The sequence below is a fragment of the Alteromonas lipotrueiana genome (assembly GCF_019249245.1).
In the GTDB taxonomy this organism is placed as follows: domain Bacteria; phylum Pseudomonadota; class Gammaproteobacteria; order Enterobacterales; family Alteromonadaceae; genus Alteromonas; species Alteromonas lipotrueiana.
In genome coordinates, this window is sequence record NZ_JAESDK010000005.1 from 153,321 (window position 1) to 169,370 (window position 16,050).

The window sequence follows — 16,050 nt, forward strand, 5'->3', positions numbered from 1 at the left end:
TTTCTGGTTGGGTACGTGTATTATCGTATTTGTTACAAAAAGCGCAACAGGGCGATAGATGTATTAAGCATAGTCATCAACGCCACCTTGTGCCCGGCGCGATAACGATTGTTGTGACACAGTGGTGCTGTCATCATCCATTGTTTCATCGCTATTGCCATGTCCTGCGCTTTGGCCCCCACCCTGATCATTTTCGCCTGACTCGTGGTGTTGTTCAACCGAAGACTCACCCAGCTCAATGCCTTGTTCGGCAAGCATTTCTCGCAAGCGGGGTTCAGCTTCGTTCAGCATGTCCCGGGTTTGAACCGACTGCACCACAAAACTGACCGCTGCAGCATCACCCTGTACATTAACACGCACCTGCATGCTACCCATTTCAGGAGGATCAAGGCGAATTTCGGCCATCATATTGCGGCTGTTAACCATCCAGCGTACTTTTTCCGCCAACTGTTTTTGTCCGTCAGGCTGCTGGATATTAACCGCGCTGTCCAGTCCTTCTGCCAGTTTTGCCCCCGAACTTGCTTCACTGCGTAGTTGCGTATTTTCGGTAATCAGCGTATCGACTGAGGCTATTGCCGTCGGCGAGTTTACCGCAGTGGCCGCCTGCGCGACTGAACTTGCCCCTAAAGCGATGTTCGATAGCTGCTTAACCTGCTGTTCAATGTTTTGTTGCAACAGCGGCGTTACTTCAATACCGCTTTCGCTCATTGCCTGGGCCGCTATATCGCCAACACTAAAACCTGGCTGGTGCCCTTGCGCTACCTGCTCTTGCATTTCTTTAACGCCGGCGATAACCGCAGCATTTAGCTGAGCTTTATTGGCTTCACTGGTTTGCGCGGGCGCCAGCTCGGTAATCCGTTCGCTTATAGCCTGAACCATTTGCTGCTGACCTTGTACCGACAGCTGGCTGAGCTGCTCGATTAGTCCGGTATCGACAGTATCTGATAACTGGCCAGCATCAGCAGCCGCGTGGTTTAGCTCGGTAGTAATTAAACCTGAAAGCAACCCGGTATCTTTTGATTGATTATTTTGTGCCTGCTGAAAGCGCGCCAGTTCAGACAAGAAGTCCGGTGTCTCAGAGGCATCGTCATTGTCGCTATGACTATTTTGAGCTTCCGCATTTAATGCCTCAATAATAGCCGCTGACAAAGCTTCAATATCTTCAGAAGAGGCCAGGTCTTCACCGGCCTCGCCATCATCGCCTGCCCCAAGTTGTTTAATCATGTCTTTTGCCAACGTGCCCACCATCACCGGAATCGGCGTCACTTTTTGTTCATCACCGGCTTTAGGGGCGCTATCGCCAGCCTCAAATATAAGCTGGTGATTTTGTCCGGCAAGCTCATCCGACATTAGACGCAAGGTATCTTTTTCAGAGGCTATCGGCTGGACAGTTGCATTAACGTCAAGCTCACCCCTTTTGCCCTCACGATTATCCAGATTTCGAATATTATCTACATACGCCAGCCAGTCGGTTTCTTCTGTATCGGCTTGTTTGCCGGCTATATCTTCGGGCGCGGCAGATTTTGTCACTTGCTCGCTTTCAGGCTGTGAGCTCTTATCTGCTGTTTGTTGACCGGATGTTTCGGTAGGATTTTCAGAATTCGATGAATCCACGGTGTCTGAAGAGTTGCGATCGCGCATGCTGTCAGTCTGTTTGCCCGCCACGGTCGCATTATTTGCAGCAGCCGAGTCGATATCGCCGCGAGCCGGGGTCTTTTTTGCCTCGGAAGCTTGTTGCATCGCCTTATTAAAGCCTGTATCAACGCCCGATACTGCAGGGGCGCGCTCAATCTCAATGGGCAGGGCGGCAACATTCTGGCGTTTGGGGGCAACCTGTTGCATCATAACCGGGGTCCTCTTAGCGACAATAGTGGCTTTTTTTACTTAAATCGGCCCTACAGGCCGAGCTTCTAAGCAATAAGCGTCATGAATATGGTGTTATGTGATGAGTAAGAGCAAGTCGCGTTCCAATATTTTAAAAAGTCGTTTTCAATATTGGTAAGCCGTTACCAGCGACTTGTTTTTGCACGTAAAAAACGTTGATTAGCGAATTCGTCCAACATACTTTGCTCACGACGGTTGGCGGTAATGGCTGCCTCGGCTTGCTTTTTTTCTATCAGCATATCGACGGCTTTTCGACGCGTTTGTTGTTCTAGCCACTGCCGGCGACGCTGGTCTACCACCATCCTGGCTTGCGAAATAATATTCATTTGCTGTTGTATGGCTTTGTCGAGTTTGCCGACAAACTGCAGATGCTGATGATAATTCCGGGCATCGACCCCGCCCTGCTTGCCCGACTGCTGAATCTGGCGAACATAATCAAGCCGGTACTGTTGCAGGCTGCTCAGCTTTTGTTTTTGCTGCTGTACATTGCCTTCAGCCATTTGCAATGCGCGGGCCGCCTTGTCTTCACGATCGCGTTCTACTTTTATAACTGTTTGCAGCTGGCTCATGCGCTAACCTTTATGTATTTGACCGTTCAAAAACAATGCACTAAACCCATTTTTCACTAGTTTTTTCACCATTTTTCAGCCGCTTTGTTAAGCAGGGCCCAGCCCTGTAGCCAATGCCTGCATAGCTTGATGGCATTCCTCAAAAGACAATACCTGTGTCATGCCCTGTTGTAAAAATGCATTGATGGCGGGCTCGGCGCGAATGGCCAAATCGATACGTGGATCAGAGCCCCGGGCGTAAGCACCAATAGCAATCAAATCCTGATTTTGTTTATAGGTCGAATAAACCTGACGTACGCGGCGCGCCTGTAGTAAATGCTCTTCAGATACCACCATCGGCATAACCCGACTGATGGAGGCCTCGATATCAATGGCTGGATAATGACCGGCATCGGCCAGTTTACGCGAGAGCACCACGTGGCCATCTAAAATGGCGCGCGCCGCATCAGCAATCGGATCTTGCAAATCATCGCCTTCGGTCAGCACCGTATAAAACGCAGTAATAGAGCCCTGGCCTTTGGCGCCATTTCCTGCTCGCTCTACCAGGGCGGGCAGTCGTGCAAACACCGACGGCGGATATCCTTTAGTGGCCGGGGGCTCGCCTACCGCCAGTGCAATTTCGCGCTGAGCCATAGCGTATCGGGTTAACGAGTCAACCAGCAACAATACATTTTTGCCCTGGTCGCGAAAATACTCAGCCACCGTGACCGCGGTTTCACATGCCTTTAGCCGCATCAATGGTGAGGTGTCGGCAGGTGCGGCGATAATTACCGCCCGGGCGCGCTCTTCGTCGGTTAAAATATCATGGATAAATTCTTTTACCTCGCGGCCCCGCTCACCTACCAGGCCTACCACCACCACGTCGGCTTCACTGCCCCGGGTCATCATGCCTAACAATACACTTTTACCTACACCACTGCCGGCAAAAAGCCCCATTCGCTGACCTACCCCGACTGTATTCAAGGCATTAATAGCACGAACTCCCACATCCATAGGCTGTTTTATTGGCATACGAATCAGGGGGTTCATTGGCGCTTTGGTGGTCGCCGCCCGGCTTTCGGCGACTACGGCGCCCAACCCGTCAAGTGGCTGTCCATTACCATCAAGCACGCGTCCTAATAAGCCCGGCCCTACCGGCAAACCACTTTGGCGGTTTAGCGGCATCACTCTTGAGCCAGGCACAATACCTCGCACCGCTTCGGTTGGCATCAGATAGGTAATATCATCGGCAAAGCCGACGACTTCAGCTTCAATTTCGCCTTCAATGGTTTGTACCATACACTGGCTGCCCACCGGCAACTGGCAACCTACCGCCTCAAGGGTAAGTCCGATACCGCGAACCAGCTTACCAGCAGCGACCACAGGAGGCTGCACAACCTGCTGACTTAGCTGACTAAAGTACCGGATAAACTCATCACTCACCACTTAGCCCTTGCTGTAGCAAAAATTTGTCTAAGGTATCCCGGCACCGCCGCTCAACCGACACATCGACTGCATTTTGGCTGGTAACAATATCGCAGCCGCCCCGTGACATGGCAGGGGCCTCAATCAGTTGCCAGCCTTTTTCACTTATTGCTTCGCTACCCAGCTGCTCGCGCAGCATAGCAATATCGTCTGGATGCATATGAATCTGGTACTGATTTTCGGTAAGCGGTAAGGCTTTAATGCCTTCGGTAAGCGCCTGCATAATAACCGTATCGTTAGTGTTGACCTCAGTGCGTATCACCGCACGTGCCAGCGCCACGGCTAGTTTTGCCAGCTCCTGACGAGCTTGCGCATTAACTTGTTCAAGGGGGTCATGCAGGGTTTGCGTCAGGCTTTCCCACCGCGTTTGTTGTTCTTCAATGTGCTGCTGCCCCTGGGCCAGACCCTCGGCGTGGCCTTCTTCATGGCCAGCGCTGCGCCCCTCAGAGTTGCCCTGTTCAAAGCCTTCTGCTTTGCCTGCTTCAAATCCGGCCTGTCGACCTTCGTTATAACCTTCTTCGCGGGCAGCTTCGCGAATAGATTCAATTTCTTCCAGGGTCGGCGGCTTTATTTCTTCTTCTTCCTCGGGCGGCTCGTAAACCCAATCGCTACGCCGATTAAGAGCATTAGTACTGCCATCAGATTGTCGCTGTCTGGGATCCTCCATAAACGGTAAGTCCCAAAGCCGGGTATCCTGCGCCTTATCGTTTTGATCGTCAGACATTAATGCGTTTCCTGCTTACTTGTTATAAAAACTCTTCACCACCGCCGCCGCCCAGCATAATTTCGCCAGAGTCAGCTAAGCGTCGGGCTACCGACAAAATTTCTTTTTGTGCGGTTTCTACCTCAGACAATCGTACCGGCCCCATTGCTTCCAGGTCATCGGTTAACATTTCAGCCGCACGCTTAGACATATTGCGGGTAATTTTGACTTTCAATTCTTCGTCGGCGCCTTTTATGGCTTTAAGCAATGCGTCTTGCTGAACTTCACGAAGAATCGCCTGAATGCCTTTATCGTCAACATCGACCAGGTTGTCAAAAACAAACATCAGATCCTGAATTTGTTGACTCATTTCTTCGTCTTGTTCGCGGATGGCGTCCATCAACTGGCCTTCAATTGAGGTATCCAGATAATTCATAATATCCGCAGCAGATTTTAAGCCCCCCATTTTGGCAGCCTGAGTGCCTGCTTGTCCGGCAAATTGTTTTTCCATAATCTCGTTTAGCTCCTGTAGCGCCGCGGGTTGCACTTCTTCAAGGTTAGCAATACGCATAAGTAAATCAAGGCGTACCTTTTCAGGAAATTGCGCCAGAATTTCGGCGCTTTGTTCAGGCTCAAGATACGACAACACGATGGTTTGAATCTGTGGATGCTCGTTGCGAATAATCGAAGCAACCTGCTTTGAGTCCATCCACTTTAATGAATCGAGACCTTTGGCCCCATTGCCCAGTAAAATCTGGTCTATCAGGTTTGCTGCTTTATCTTCGCCTAAGGCCGCGGTTAATGCGCGTTTGACAAAGTCCTGACTTTGGAAACCAATGGTGCTGTAGTTTTGAATTTCATCAATAAAATGCTTGTGCACCGAAGTAATTTTGGCCTGTGTCATGTCTTCGACTTTGGCCATCTCACCGCCCAGCTTCTGAACCTGCTTTGGTTCCAGATGCTTTAAAATTTGAGCCGCGTCTTCTTCTGACAAACTTAGCAGTAAGATAGCCGCCTTTTCGACCCCTTCAAGTTTGCCCACATCGTAGCTGGGCTCCTCGGTATTTGCTATTTCTTCAGCCATAGTTTACTGCTCCTATTCGTCTTGCAACAGCCAGCCCTTAACGACCTGGGCTGACAGTTCCGGCTCGTTTGCCACCAGGGCGCGAACCGCTTTTAATACGTCTTCATCTTTGTGTAAATCTGGCAACATAAGGGACCCGTCGGGGGCAAATCCTACCTGGCCTTCATCAAATTCCTGATTCAGCATACTGATGGTTTCATCGCCCAAATCAAGCCCTTCATCAGCATCGTAGTCGTCGGATTCTTTAGTGGCTTCCGGGTTCATTAGTTTGCGAAGCATTGGCCGTACTACAAAGATAATAAGCACAATAATCACCAAACCACCCACCACCAGCTTAAGGATGGGTAAAAACTTGGGTTGTTCCCATATTGGAGCTTCTTCAATCTCGCCGGTATCGACTCGGGTAAATGGCACGCTGACCACTTCTAATGAGTCGCCGCGGGTCACATCAAACCCCAAGCCCCCTTGCAATAACCGACGAATATTAAGTACTTGTTCCTGCTTACGCGGCACACTGGTTTGTGTACCATCTTCAGCTGTAGTAGAAATATAATCTACCGCAACCGATACACTTAACCGTCGTACTACCCCTGTTTGCTTTTTAGTATGGCTGATGGTGGTGTCTAATTCGTAGTTGCGGGTAGACTCTTTACTGTTGCTACCTGGCACCGGCGCCATAGAATTTGTGCCGATAGCGTCTTCTGGTATCGATGACTCCATGGGTGGCTGGTTGCTTAAAGCCCCAGGAATTCCACCTGCACCCGCACCTACCGTATTGTGCTCGGTGACCATTTCGCTGCGAATGGCAGGAAGATCCGGGTTATAACTACGCTGTGTTTGCTCGCGGGCAGTAAAGTCCATCGACACGTCAACCTGCGCGGTATAGTTACCAATTCCCAGTACCGGAATTAAAATCGCATCAATTTTTTGCAGATACTGTTGTTCACGCTTGCTTTCAATTTCATATTCTTTTCGGGCGCGCGAGCTCATAGAGTCTTGCGAACCGGAATTTAATAGCCGCCCCGTGCTGTCAGTAACAGTAACATTCGAAGGCTCCATGCCTTGCACTGCTGAGGCGACAATATCTACCACCGAGTCTACTTCTTCACCGCCAATTACCTGTCCACGTTTGGCAGTTAATACTACCGTAGCACTGGCTTTTTTCTCGCGCCGGGCAAACACATTTTCTTTGGGCATCGCTAACAAAACGCGGGCTTTTTGTACGCTGGACATATCTTCAATAGTTGCGGCAATCTGTTTTTCACGAGCGTGCTTTAGCCGCTCCATCTCAACCCGCTGACTGACACCAAAGCCCATATCCTGCATAATAATATCAGAACCAGCATCTTCATTGCTTACCAGCCCCTGGCGGGTCATTCCCAACCGCACATTTTGAAATTCATCATTACGAACAAAAACGGTATTGCCTTCCAGTTTGTATTCAATCTGATTGGCATCAAGATAGTCCAGTGTTTCAATTAACTCTTCGGTGGGCATTTTGGCAAGGGGCCGGTAATCAGGCTCCTGCGCCCAAATCATAATAAACACGGCAATGGCGACACAAATAACCAGCACTACCACCAGCGCCATCTGACGCATCATATCGGCACTACCAAGGGTATCCATAAAACCCGATTTACTTTCAGTTTCTGGTGCGCCGCTTAAGGCTTCGGGGTCGGACACAGTCAAATTGGTTCCAGTATCAGCCATGATTGTTGTTCCTTACCTAAACCGGCATATTCATGATTTGTTTGTACGCATCGAGCACTTTATTGCGTACCTGCACGGTGGCCTCAAAGGCAATACCGGCTTTTTCTTTGGCCAGCATTACGTCAGCCATGCTTAACGAAGGATCGCCCATTTCAAAAGATTGCTGCATCGATTTTGAATTCATCTGCATATCGTTCACCCCTTCAATGGCACTTTTAAGCATGGTAGAAAATTCACCTGCTGCACCGGGGTTTGCCTGAATTTCGGGTGTGGCGCTGGTTTGCAGGCGTGCCTGGCCAATCATGGCTTGCATTTCCTGATACAAACTGTCGGCTTTAATGTCCATCGCTATTCTCCCAAAATGGTAACCGTCAGAAGCTTGTCTGACTCTTTGCTATAGGTAAGCTAAAGCAAAGGCTAAGCCAACTTTTATTCACTATTAAGTTCAATGACTTGGAAGCAATAAGCCAAAAAAATGACAGAAGATGAGCGTGTGTGGAAAAGGAAAATTAAGGATTGTACAAAAATACTACGAGACCGGGCGGTCTCGTAGGTTCAAAAAATTTTGCTGCAATAGGTCAGGCAGGAACCTCAATTCCATCTTCGCGCATTTTGGCTAATTTATAGCGTAAGGTGCGTGGACTAATACCAAGTTTTTCAGCGACCTCTTTGCGCTTACCATTGCATACCTGCAGTGTATCTAAAATAATCTGATGTTCTTGCTGGCGAAGCTCGCTGCCAAGGCGGCTGCTGTCTTCTTCTGGAGCTACGCTGGCGCTGTGGCTCATTAGCGTAGCGGTCATGTCAATCATAAGATCGCCGGCATCAATCGTATCGCCACTGTGCAGTATCAACGCTCGCTGGATAACATTATCAAGTTCGCGGACATTACCCGGCCAGTCGTATTGAATAAGCTTATTACGGGCAGCAGCACTGAGTTTAATATTAACCTGACCTTGCTTTTGAGCGTGACGGGCAATCAGGTGTTCGGCTAACGGTACAATGTCGCCGGGCCGGTTTGCTAACGCCTGCCACGTGATAGGGAAAACATTGAGCCGGTAATAAAGGTCTTCGCGAAACTCGCCGTTATCTACCGCGGCCCGTAAGTCGCGGTTACTGGTGGCCACCACCCGAACATCCAGTTTCACCGTTTTTCGTGCCCCTAAACGTTCGACTTCTTTTTCCTGCAGCACCCGTAACAGTTTTGCCTGCAGAGCTAAATCCATTTCGGTAATTTCGTCAAGCAGCAACGTACCGCCCTGAGCCTGCTCAAACTTACCCGGGCTGGCCTGCAGGGCGCCGGTAAACGCGCCCTTTTCATAGCCAAATAAGGTCGCTTCAAGCATGTTTTCAGGTATCGCCGCACAATTGATGGCCACAAAGGGGGCAGCAGCGCGGTTGGACTGGTCGTGAAGATAGCGCGATAACACCTCTTTACCAGAACCGCTGGGGCCCAGCACCATAACAGTCGCTTCAGATTTTGCGACTTTGCCGGCAAGAGCCAGCAACTCAAGACTGCTGGGGTCGGCGGCCACCGGTGTACAAGACTCTACTTGCTGAGCCGGAGCATACCGTTCAACTAAGTTAAGCAGAACCTGAGGGGCGAAAGGCTTTGATAAATAATCGGTAGCGCCATCGCGCATGGCTTGTACCGCATCGTCGATGGTGGCGTATGCCGTCATCAATAAAACAGGCAACTGCGGAAACCGGGATTTTATATGCTTAAGCAAAACCAGCCCGCTCATTTTCGCCATTTGAATGTCGCTGACCACCAGGTCAATTGAATACTGACCTAAAAAACTTATGGCTTCTTCGGCGCTGTCTGCCGCTATTACCCGGTACTTTGCCAGATTCAGGGTATCTACCAGCGCTTCACGTAGTCCGGCATCATCTTCGACAATCAATATACTGGTTTGGCTCATTTTTTGTCTCCTGGCTGATGAACCGCGGCGTTGTCTTGAGCCACAGGTAAAATCAGGCTAAAGCAGGCGCCTGCCGGCGTAAGGTTAGTGACACTTAGTCGGCCTTTGTGGGCATTAACTACCGATTTCACTACGGCGAGCCCTAATCCTGTGCCGTGCGTTTTGGTAGTAAAGAAAGGCTCAAAAATTCGGTCTTTTTCAGTTTCGGGGACGCCCGGGCCCGAATCAATTACGCTAAGATGTACCGATGCTTTATCGACTTTAGCCGTAATTATTATCTTTGAATTCGGAGCGCTCACCTGACTGGCGTTGTGAATTAAATTTAACAGCGCGCCACTTAATGCGCTTTGGTTACCAATAACCTGAGCGGGAGCGTCAAAACCTTCAAACACCAGCTGCTGGCGTCGCGGGTCGGTAAGCCCGACTGCATTGGGCGCAATAGCCATTTTTATCTCGCTAAGGCTAAGGCGGGTCACCACCTGATCTTCGCCCGATTTAGCAAACAACAACATGTCATTCACCTGGCTTTCTAATTCATGTAAGCGGTCTGTAAGCTTATGAGCAAAGCTGATGCCCGAATCCTTATCCACATCACTACGCGTCAGGTTTGCTGCATAAAGCATGGCGGCAGACAGCGGTGTACGAATTTGATGGGCTAATGAGGCGACCATTTTGCCCAGAGCAGATAAACGCTGCATATGGCTTACCCGAGCCTGCAATTGCCGGGTTTCGGTCAAGTCGGTAAGCACAATCAACTGTCCGGGTTCGTTTTGCAAAGGCGTAATAGACAGTTTAACCCGGCGACCGTCAATCAAAGAGACTTCGTGACCATCATCAGCTCGCGGTTTAAACGAGCGACCAATAATAGTACGCCAAAGCTGCCCTTCAAGAGGTTCACCCAACAGATCCATAGCCTGACCATTGGCCTGGCGCACAAATCCTTTGCCATCAAGCACAATGACGCCTGCGGGCATTACCTGCAATAAGTGGGAAAGACGATTAGCCTGCTGGCGCAATGCCTGCAGATCTTCGCCAGACTGCTCTGGCTCGCAGCTATCATAATACCGGGAGGGTGACGCGGTGTACGATGGATCGTAGTTGGCGCTATAGTGCGTGCTGTCGTATGTCATATCGTCCTCGTCAAAAAGCAGACGTGTTTTTTATGACTATTTAACTAGCATTTGGCGTGCCAACTTAATAAACCTTTACTTTCAGTTAGTTAAGCTGACTTTTAATACTGAGGGATTGTCAATTATCTGACGAGCAGTTTTCTTCGCGCTGAATATTGTACTTGCGCATTTTTTCAACCAGGGTGGTACGGCGCATTCCTAATTTATCTGCAGCGCGCGCCACCACCCAGTCTTGCTGTTCCAGCGCCTGGATAATAAGGTTAATTTCAAGATCTGACAAATACTCTTTCAGATTTACGCCTTCTATTGGCAATTGCGATTGCTCTGGCATATCCGTCATCGGGGTTTCTGCAGACGAAGGTTCGTCCTGCGAAGCGGTTTCGGCAAATAAAGCGTTAAAAGCATCACGCTCTAATAGCTCTTCAGGGTATTCAGGCTGATAGGCTTGAACATCGCCATACTGGTATTTAGGCGGAAGCTCCTGAATATCGACAATTTGTCCAGGGTATAAAATACTCAAACGCTCGACTAAATTAGACAGCTCGCGCACATTGCCTGCCCATTGATGTTCCATAAGCGACGCAATAGCCATTTCGGTAAATCGAACGGCATTAACGCCATCGCCCTGGATGCGACTGATCAGTTCTTGCAACAGCAACGGAATGTCTTCGCGACGTTCACGCAACGCCGGACTGTCGACCGGAAACACATTAAGCCGGTAATACAAATCTTCGCGAAACTTGTTATCGGTGATCATCGTTTCAAGATTGCGGTGGGTAGCGGCAACAATTCGAACATTACAGCGAATGGGGGTACTGCCACCTACACGCTCGAAGGTACGCTCTTGTAAAACCCGTAATAGTTTTACCTGCATTTGCATTGGCATATCGCCAATTTCATCCAAAAACAAGGTGCCATTTTCGGCCAGTTCAAAGCGCCCTTTACGGGCCCCGATTGCGCCGGTAAAAGCGCCTTTTTCGTGGCCAAACAATTCGCTTTCCAGTAGCTCGCCTGGAATAGCACCGCAGTTTACCGGAATAAAGGGGCCGTCTTTGCGGTCAGAGAAAAAGTGGACATTACGTGCAATTACTTCTTTGCCGGTGCCCGACTCACCTAAAATCAATACAGTAGCATCGGTAGGTGCCACCTGCTCTACCAGCCGGCGTACCATCTGAATTTCTTCGCTTTTACCTACTAAAGAACGGAACAAACGGGTCTTCACGCCCGATGGTTTATCAGAGCCGGGGCGACGGCGGCTGTATTCCTGACAACGATGGATAGCCTGAGTTAGCGCTGGATACGTCATGGGCAGGGTAACCACGCCCACTAAATTACGCTCGGGACCTACGTTGGCCTCTTCGTTTACCAACGCCACAAAAGGAATATGAGGAAACTGCAGGATAAGCTCCTGAACCGAGGCTGCGGTAAAGTCCAGCAACACTGCGTCTACCGGATTATCCTTTAAATACTGTGCGCTGCTGCTGGCCGCACGAGTGGTATAGGGTTCACCGATAAACGAAACAATGGTTTCTAGCTTATGAATCAGTTCGCCGTTATTGCTAACGAGCAGAATATCCTTCATTAATTCCCCGAAAAGATGCGTTCTTATTATTAACAGTTTAGCGCATTTGCATGATTTTAGCGGTAAACGAATCTGGCGCAACTATTGATCGCTAAATTGTGCTCAGAAAAAAAGCAGGCGAGCCTGCTTTTAAAAAATGCCGAACGTATTTAGCTTAACAAAGCTAAAACCTGCCCTTGTTGCTGATTGGCCTGAGCTTGTACCGAAGTACTGGACTGACTCAATACATCCTGTGTCACACTTTGCGTGACAGCCTGCGCATAGTCAAGGTCTTGAATACGGCCACGTGCGGCTGCGGTGTTTACCTCAGACTGCGTCATGTTACGCGCACTGCTGGCCAGCTGATTTTGGGTTGCACCCAGATCAGAGCGATATCCGCCGACAGTTTGCAGCGCAGCATCGGTAGCCTCCAGGGCATCATTAATGTCCCCGGAAGTAACATCAATACTCATAACTTCACTAAGTTCACGGACCACATCGTTCGTTTGAACGTCGATATTCTGCCCCGCATTGGCGCCTACCTGAAAACTCACCTGACTAGACTCGCCCAATAATGGCTTGCCCGCAAAGTTAGTTTGTTCTGCAGTTAGACTGATGTTGTCCTGCAAGGCTGAAATCTCTGCTTGAATGGCTTCGCGGTCACTGCCGGTAAGAATACCATTACCTGCCTGCATGGTAAGCTCACGAATACGACTAACATCTTCATTAATATTCGCCAGGCCGCCTTCTGCTACCTGCGCCAGCGAAATACCATCGTAAGCATTGCTGACCGCCTGACGACTGCCTTCAACCTGCGAGGTCAACCGGTCAATAATTTGTTGCGCTGCAGCGCCGTCTGAGGCGTTGTTTACCTGTTTGCCACTGGCAAGTTTTTCCATCAGGTCAGTTTTTTTGTCCTGTACCTGTTGCAACAAACTTGACGGACCTTCGGAATTGAAGTTAATCATAAGATGCTCCTTTTACTGATTACATGTTAGCACAGCCGTCTAAGTTTGCAGACTATTATGGGTATGTGTGTTGATAACGCCAAAAATGCTCTGACGCCCATACTTACTCGTTTTCCTCCCGGTAGAGTATTGCGTTATACTCTGATTTTATTACACATTTGTAATTCAAAAATAAAGCAGTCAGCCAGTTTTAAAACATTGTCTTTTTGATACCTGAGTACCAAAGGAGCTTTTATCAGTCTGTATGGCCCGGGTTTTAAATTAAGGAAAAGCATGAATATCGTCATTATTCCGGCCCGGGGTGGCAGCAAACGTATACCGCGTAAAAATATTCGGCTCTTTTGTGGTAAGCCTATGCTGGCTCATTCGATTGATACGGCTTTAGCCAGCGGTGTGGTAGACAAAGTGGTTGTATCGACCGATGACAAAGACATTGCACAGGTCGCTCGTGATTACGGGGCTGAAGTGCCATTTTTACGCCCACCCGAACTCGCCGATGATTATACCGGCACCTCTCCTGTGGTACGTCATGCTATTAACGAACTACTGGCATTGGGTTGGCCGCTTGACGCTTGCGCATGTATTTATGCTACCGCACCGCTATTGCAGTCTGAACAGGTGAGCGATGCGCTGCGCCAACTTGAGCAAAGTTCATGGGACTATGTATTTACCGCAGCCCGTTATTCGTTTCCTATTCAACGCGCTATTATGCAAACAGATAAGGGCGGAGTAGTGCCATTTGATGCCTTTGGAATTACTCAGCGCTCGCAAGATTTGCCCCCGGCATTTCATGATGCGGGACAATTATACTGGGCCCACTACAAAACCTGGCTTGACCCGCAAAAACATATTTTTGGGGCTAATTCGCACATGCTGGTGCTGCCAGATTATCAGGTTCAGGATATCGACACGCCCGAAGATTGGGAGCGCGCTGAGATGCTGTATAAACTGATTGAGCAAAAGGTACAGCCGTGAGTGCGGTATTCAGGGTTGATGCATCAACCCATATCGGTTCAGGTCATGTGATGCGCTGTATAACTTTGGCTAAAGCCTTACAGCCAAAACGCTGTGTGTTTGTGTGTCAGAATTTGCCAGGACACTTGCAGCAAGTTGTTTATGAAGCCGGGTTTGAATGTCGGTTAATCACAGCGACTGACGATATTGATGAAACTCAGGATGCCCGGGCGACACTTAACATGCTGGCCGATGTGTTGCCGTTTTCAGTATTAGTGGTAGATCATTACGCATTAGGCTCAACATTTTGTAAGGTGCTGCACCAGTATCGTCAGGCAACGTTAGTAATAGACGACCTTGCTAACCGGCCCCACCATTGTGATTTTTTGCTGGATCAGAATTTATTCACCAATACGCAACACCGATACCAAAAGTGGGTGTCACCCGCCACCCAACTGCTGCTTGGACCCCGCTACGCGCTTTTACGTGACGAATTTTATCAGCGTACCCTGCCCCGTCAGGCTAATCGGGTTTTAGTCTGTTTTGGCGGCGCCGATGAGCTCAATATGACCGGTAAAACCGTTACCGCACTGCAAAAATTAAAGAATTTACCGATACGCACCGATATTGTAGTGGGCGGCAGTTATCCCTGGCTTAAACAATTGCAAGAGCAAATAACGAACCACCCTGAGATGACCCTACATCATCAGTGTGACTATATGGCCAGGCTCATGCAACAGGCCACGTTGATGGTCAGCAGCGGGGGCACCATTCACTGGGAACGCTGCATCAGTGGGCTGCCGGGAATTGTGATTACCATTGCCGATAATCAGCGCGCCACAACCGAAGCACTGGCAAATCAAAAAGCATGCTGGTGGCTGGGCGATGCCCGTGAAACCGAGACATTGCAGCTTTCTGACAGTATTGAAAGTTTGCTAAGCTCGCCGAGCAAACTGCAAGCTATGGCCGTACAGGCGCAAAACGTTGTTCCGCGTACCGGCGGGGCTGCGTGGGTGGCAAACCAAATTCGTGCGTATTTAAGAGGTTAATATGAAAAACATTACCATTGGACATTACACCATTGGCGCCGACAATCCGCCGTTTATTATAGCGGAGATGTCGGGTAACCATGGTCAGTCGATGGAAAAGGCAAAAGCATTGATTGATGCAGCCGCTGGCGCAGGCGCACATGCGGTAAAGTTTCAAACCTATACGCCCGACACCATTACCCTTGATGTGCATGAAAACGAATTTTTTATTAATGACCCCGATAGTTTGTGGGAAGGAAATTCGCTGTACAATCTTTATCGCGAAGCCATGACACCGTGGGAGTGGCACGCCGAACTGTTTGATTATGCCCAACAAAAGGGGCTGCTAGCCTTTAGTACCCCATTTGACTTATCGGCAGTAACATTTTTAGAAACACTAAATCCGCCGTGCTACAAAATAGCTTCCTTCGAAAATATTGATCATGCGCTTTTGGCGGCGGTAGCCAAAACCGGTAAGCCGGTTATTGTATCTACCGGCATGGCAACTCAGGCAGAGCTGGCCGAAGCGGTTGAGGTGCTTAAAAATAACGGCTGTGAAGATCTTATTTTATTAAAATGCACCAGTAATTATCCGGCTCGTCCGGTAGATGCAAATTTACGCACTATTGCGCATATGTCTCAGCTGTTTGATTGTCAGGTTGGATTGTCTGATCATACACCCGGCGTGGGCGTAGCTGTGGCGGCGGTGGCGTTAGGTGCTACGGTTATCGAAAAACATTTTGTGCTTGACCGTAATGGCGGAGAAGTAGACGCCGAATTTTCTTTAGAGCCCCATGAAGTAAAATTACTGGTAGAAGAAACCGAGCGTGCGGCCATTGCTTTAGGTCGGGTAACCTATGGTGCCACTGCCAAAGAGCAGGCCTCAAAGGTACACCGGCGTTCATTGTATATTGCGCAGGACATGCAAGCCGGAGATATTCTTACTGAAACGAACTTACGGTCTGTGCGCCCAGGCTTAGGGCTGGCACCAAAGTATTTACCCTTATTACTGGGTAAGCCGGTAAAACAGGCTGTGACCAAAGGCACCGCCATGAGCTGGGATTTGATATAAC

The 16,050-nt window shown here is 49.3% G+C and carries 14 protein-coding genes; 3 read left to right on the plus strand and 11 right to left on the minus strand.

The window, feature by feature from the left end:
* Positions 1 to 63 precede the first annotated feature (63 nt).
* From JK130_RS05520 to JK130_RS05570, 11 genes are all read right to left on the minus strand, one after another.
* On the minus strand, positions 64 to 1,845 hold the full coding sequence (locus JK130_RS05520; RefSeq protein ID WP_218353218.1) for a flagellar hook-length control protein FliK: 1,782 nt from the start codon (positions 1,843 to 1,845) through the stop codon (positions 64 to 66).
* 161 nt (positions 1,846 to 2,006) lie between these two features.
* The gene (gene fliJ / locus JK130_RS05525) at positions 2,007 to 2,453 is read right to left on the minus strand and encodes a flagellar export protein FliJ (RefSeq protein WP_218353220.1); all 447 of its coding nucleotides are present in this window, start codon (positions 2,451 to 2,453) and stop codon (positions 2,007 to 2,009) included.
* 87 nt (positions 2,454 to 2,540) lie between these two features.
* On the minus strand, positions 2,541 to 3,875 hold the full coding sequence (fliI, locus tag JK130_RS05530; RefSeq protein WP_218353222.1) for a flagellar protein export ATPase FliI: 1,335 nt from the start codon (positions 3,873 to 3,875) through the stop codon (positions 2,541 to 2,543).
* Entirely contained in the window at positions 3,868 to 4,641 is a 774-nt protein-coding gene (gene fliH, locus JK130_RS05535; protein ID WP_218353224.1) for a flagellar assembly protein FliH, read from the minus strand. Before fliH ends, fliI begins: the two co-directional genes overlap by 8 nt.
* 22 nt (positions 4,642 to 4,663) lie before the next feature.
* Positions 4,664 to 5,704: a flagellar motor switch protein FliG gene (fliG, locus tag JK130_RS05540; protein ID WP_218353226.1), complete on the minus strand. Its 1,041-nt coding sequence runs from the start codon at positions 5,702 to 5,704 to the stop codon at positions 4,664 to 4,666.
* Positions 5,705 to 5,716: 12 nt separating this feature from the next.
* Positions 5,717 to 7,414, minus strand: coding sequence for a flagellar basal-body MS-ring/collar protein FliF (gene fliF / locus JK130_RS05545; RefSeq protein ID WP_218353227.1), 1,698 nt, complete (start codon positions 7,412 to 7,414; stop codon positions 5,717 to 5,719).
* A 16-nt stretch (positions 7,415 to 7,430) separates the two neighbouring features.
* Entirely contained in the window at positions 7,431 to 7,760 is a 330-nt protein-coding gene (gene fliE, locus JK130_RS05550; RefSeq protein ID WP_218353230.1) for a flagellar hook-basal body complex protein FliE, read from the minus strand.
* Between the two features lie 232 nt (positions 7,761 to 7,992).
* A complete protein-coding gene (locus tag JK130_RS05555) occupies positions 7,993 to 9,336 on the minus strand; it encodes a sigma-54-dependent transcriptional regulator (RefSeq protein WP_218353231.1) in 1,344 nt (447 codons plus the stop codon).
* Positions 9,333 to 10,466 carry a sensor histidine kinase gene (locus JK130_RS05560; RefSeq protein ID WP_218353232.1) on the minus strand — a complete coding sequence of 378 codons (1,134 nt, stop codon included), beginning with the start codon at positions 10,464 to 10,466 and terminating at the stop codon, positions 9,333 to 9,335. The genes JK130_RS05555 and JK130_RS05560 overlap by 4 nt, the downstream gene beginning before the upstream one ends.
* Positions 10,467 to 10,584: 118 nt before the next feature.
* Entirely contained in the window at positions 10,585 to 12,048 is a 1,464-nt protein-coding gene (locus JK130_RS05565) for a sigma-54 dependent transcriptional regulator (RefSeq protein WP_218353233.1), read from the minus strand.
* A 149-nt stretch (positions 12,049 to 12,197) separates the two neighbouring features.
* Positions 12,198 to 12,995, minus strand: coding sequence for a flagellin N-terminal helical domain-containing protein (locus JK130_RS05570; RefSeq protein WP_218353234.1), 798 nt, complete (start codon positions 12,993 to 12,995; stop codon positions 12,198 to 12,200).
* A gap of 273 nt (positions 12,996 to 13,268) precedes the next feature.
* Here JK130_RS05570 and pseF point away from each other — a divergent pair, with 273 nt between their 5' ends.
* The 3 genes from pseF to pseI are packed head-to-tail and all read left to right on the plus strand — an operon-like array spanning position 13,269 to position 16,049.
* Positions 13,269 to 13,970 (plus strand): pseudaminic acid cytidylyltransferase, encoded by a 702-nt coding sequence (gene pseF / locus JK130_RS05575; RefSeq protein WP_218353235.1) that lies wholly within the window; start codon positions 13,269 to 13,271, stop codon positions 13,968 to 13,970.
* Positions 13,967 to 14,998, plus strand: coding sequence for a UDP-2,4-diacetamido-2,4,6-trideoxy-beta-L-altropyranose hydrolase (gene pseG / locus JK130_RS05580; RefSeq protein ID WP_218353236.1), 1,032 nt, complete (start codon positions 13,967 to 13,969; stop codon positions 14,996 to 14,998). Before pseF ends, pseG begins: the two co-directional genes overlap by 4 nt.
* 1 nt (position 14,999) lies before the next feature.
* Positions 15,000 to 16,049 carry a pseudaminic acid synthase gene (gene pseI / locus JK130_RS05585; protein WP_218353237.1) on the plus strand — a complete coding sequence of 350 codons (1,050 nt, stop codon included), beginning with the start codon at positions 15,000 to 15,002 and terminating at the stop codon, positions 16,047 to 16,049.
* Position 16,050 lies beyond the last annotated feature (1 nt).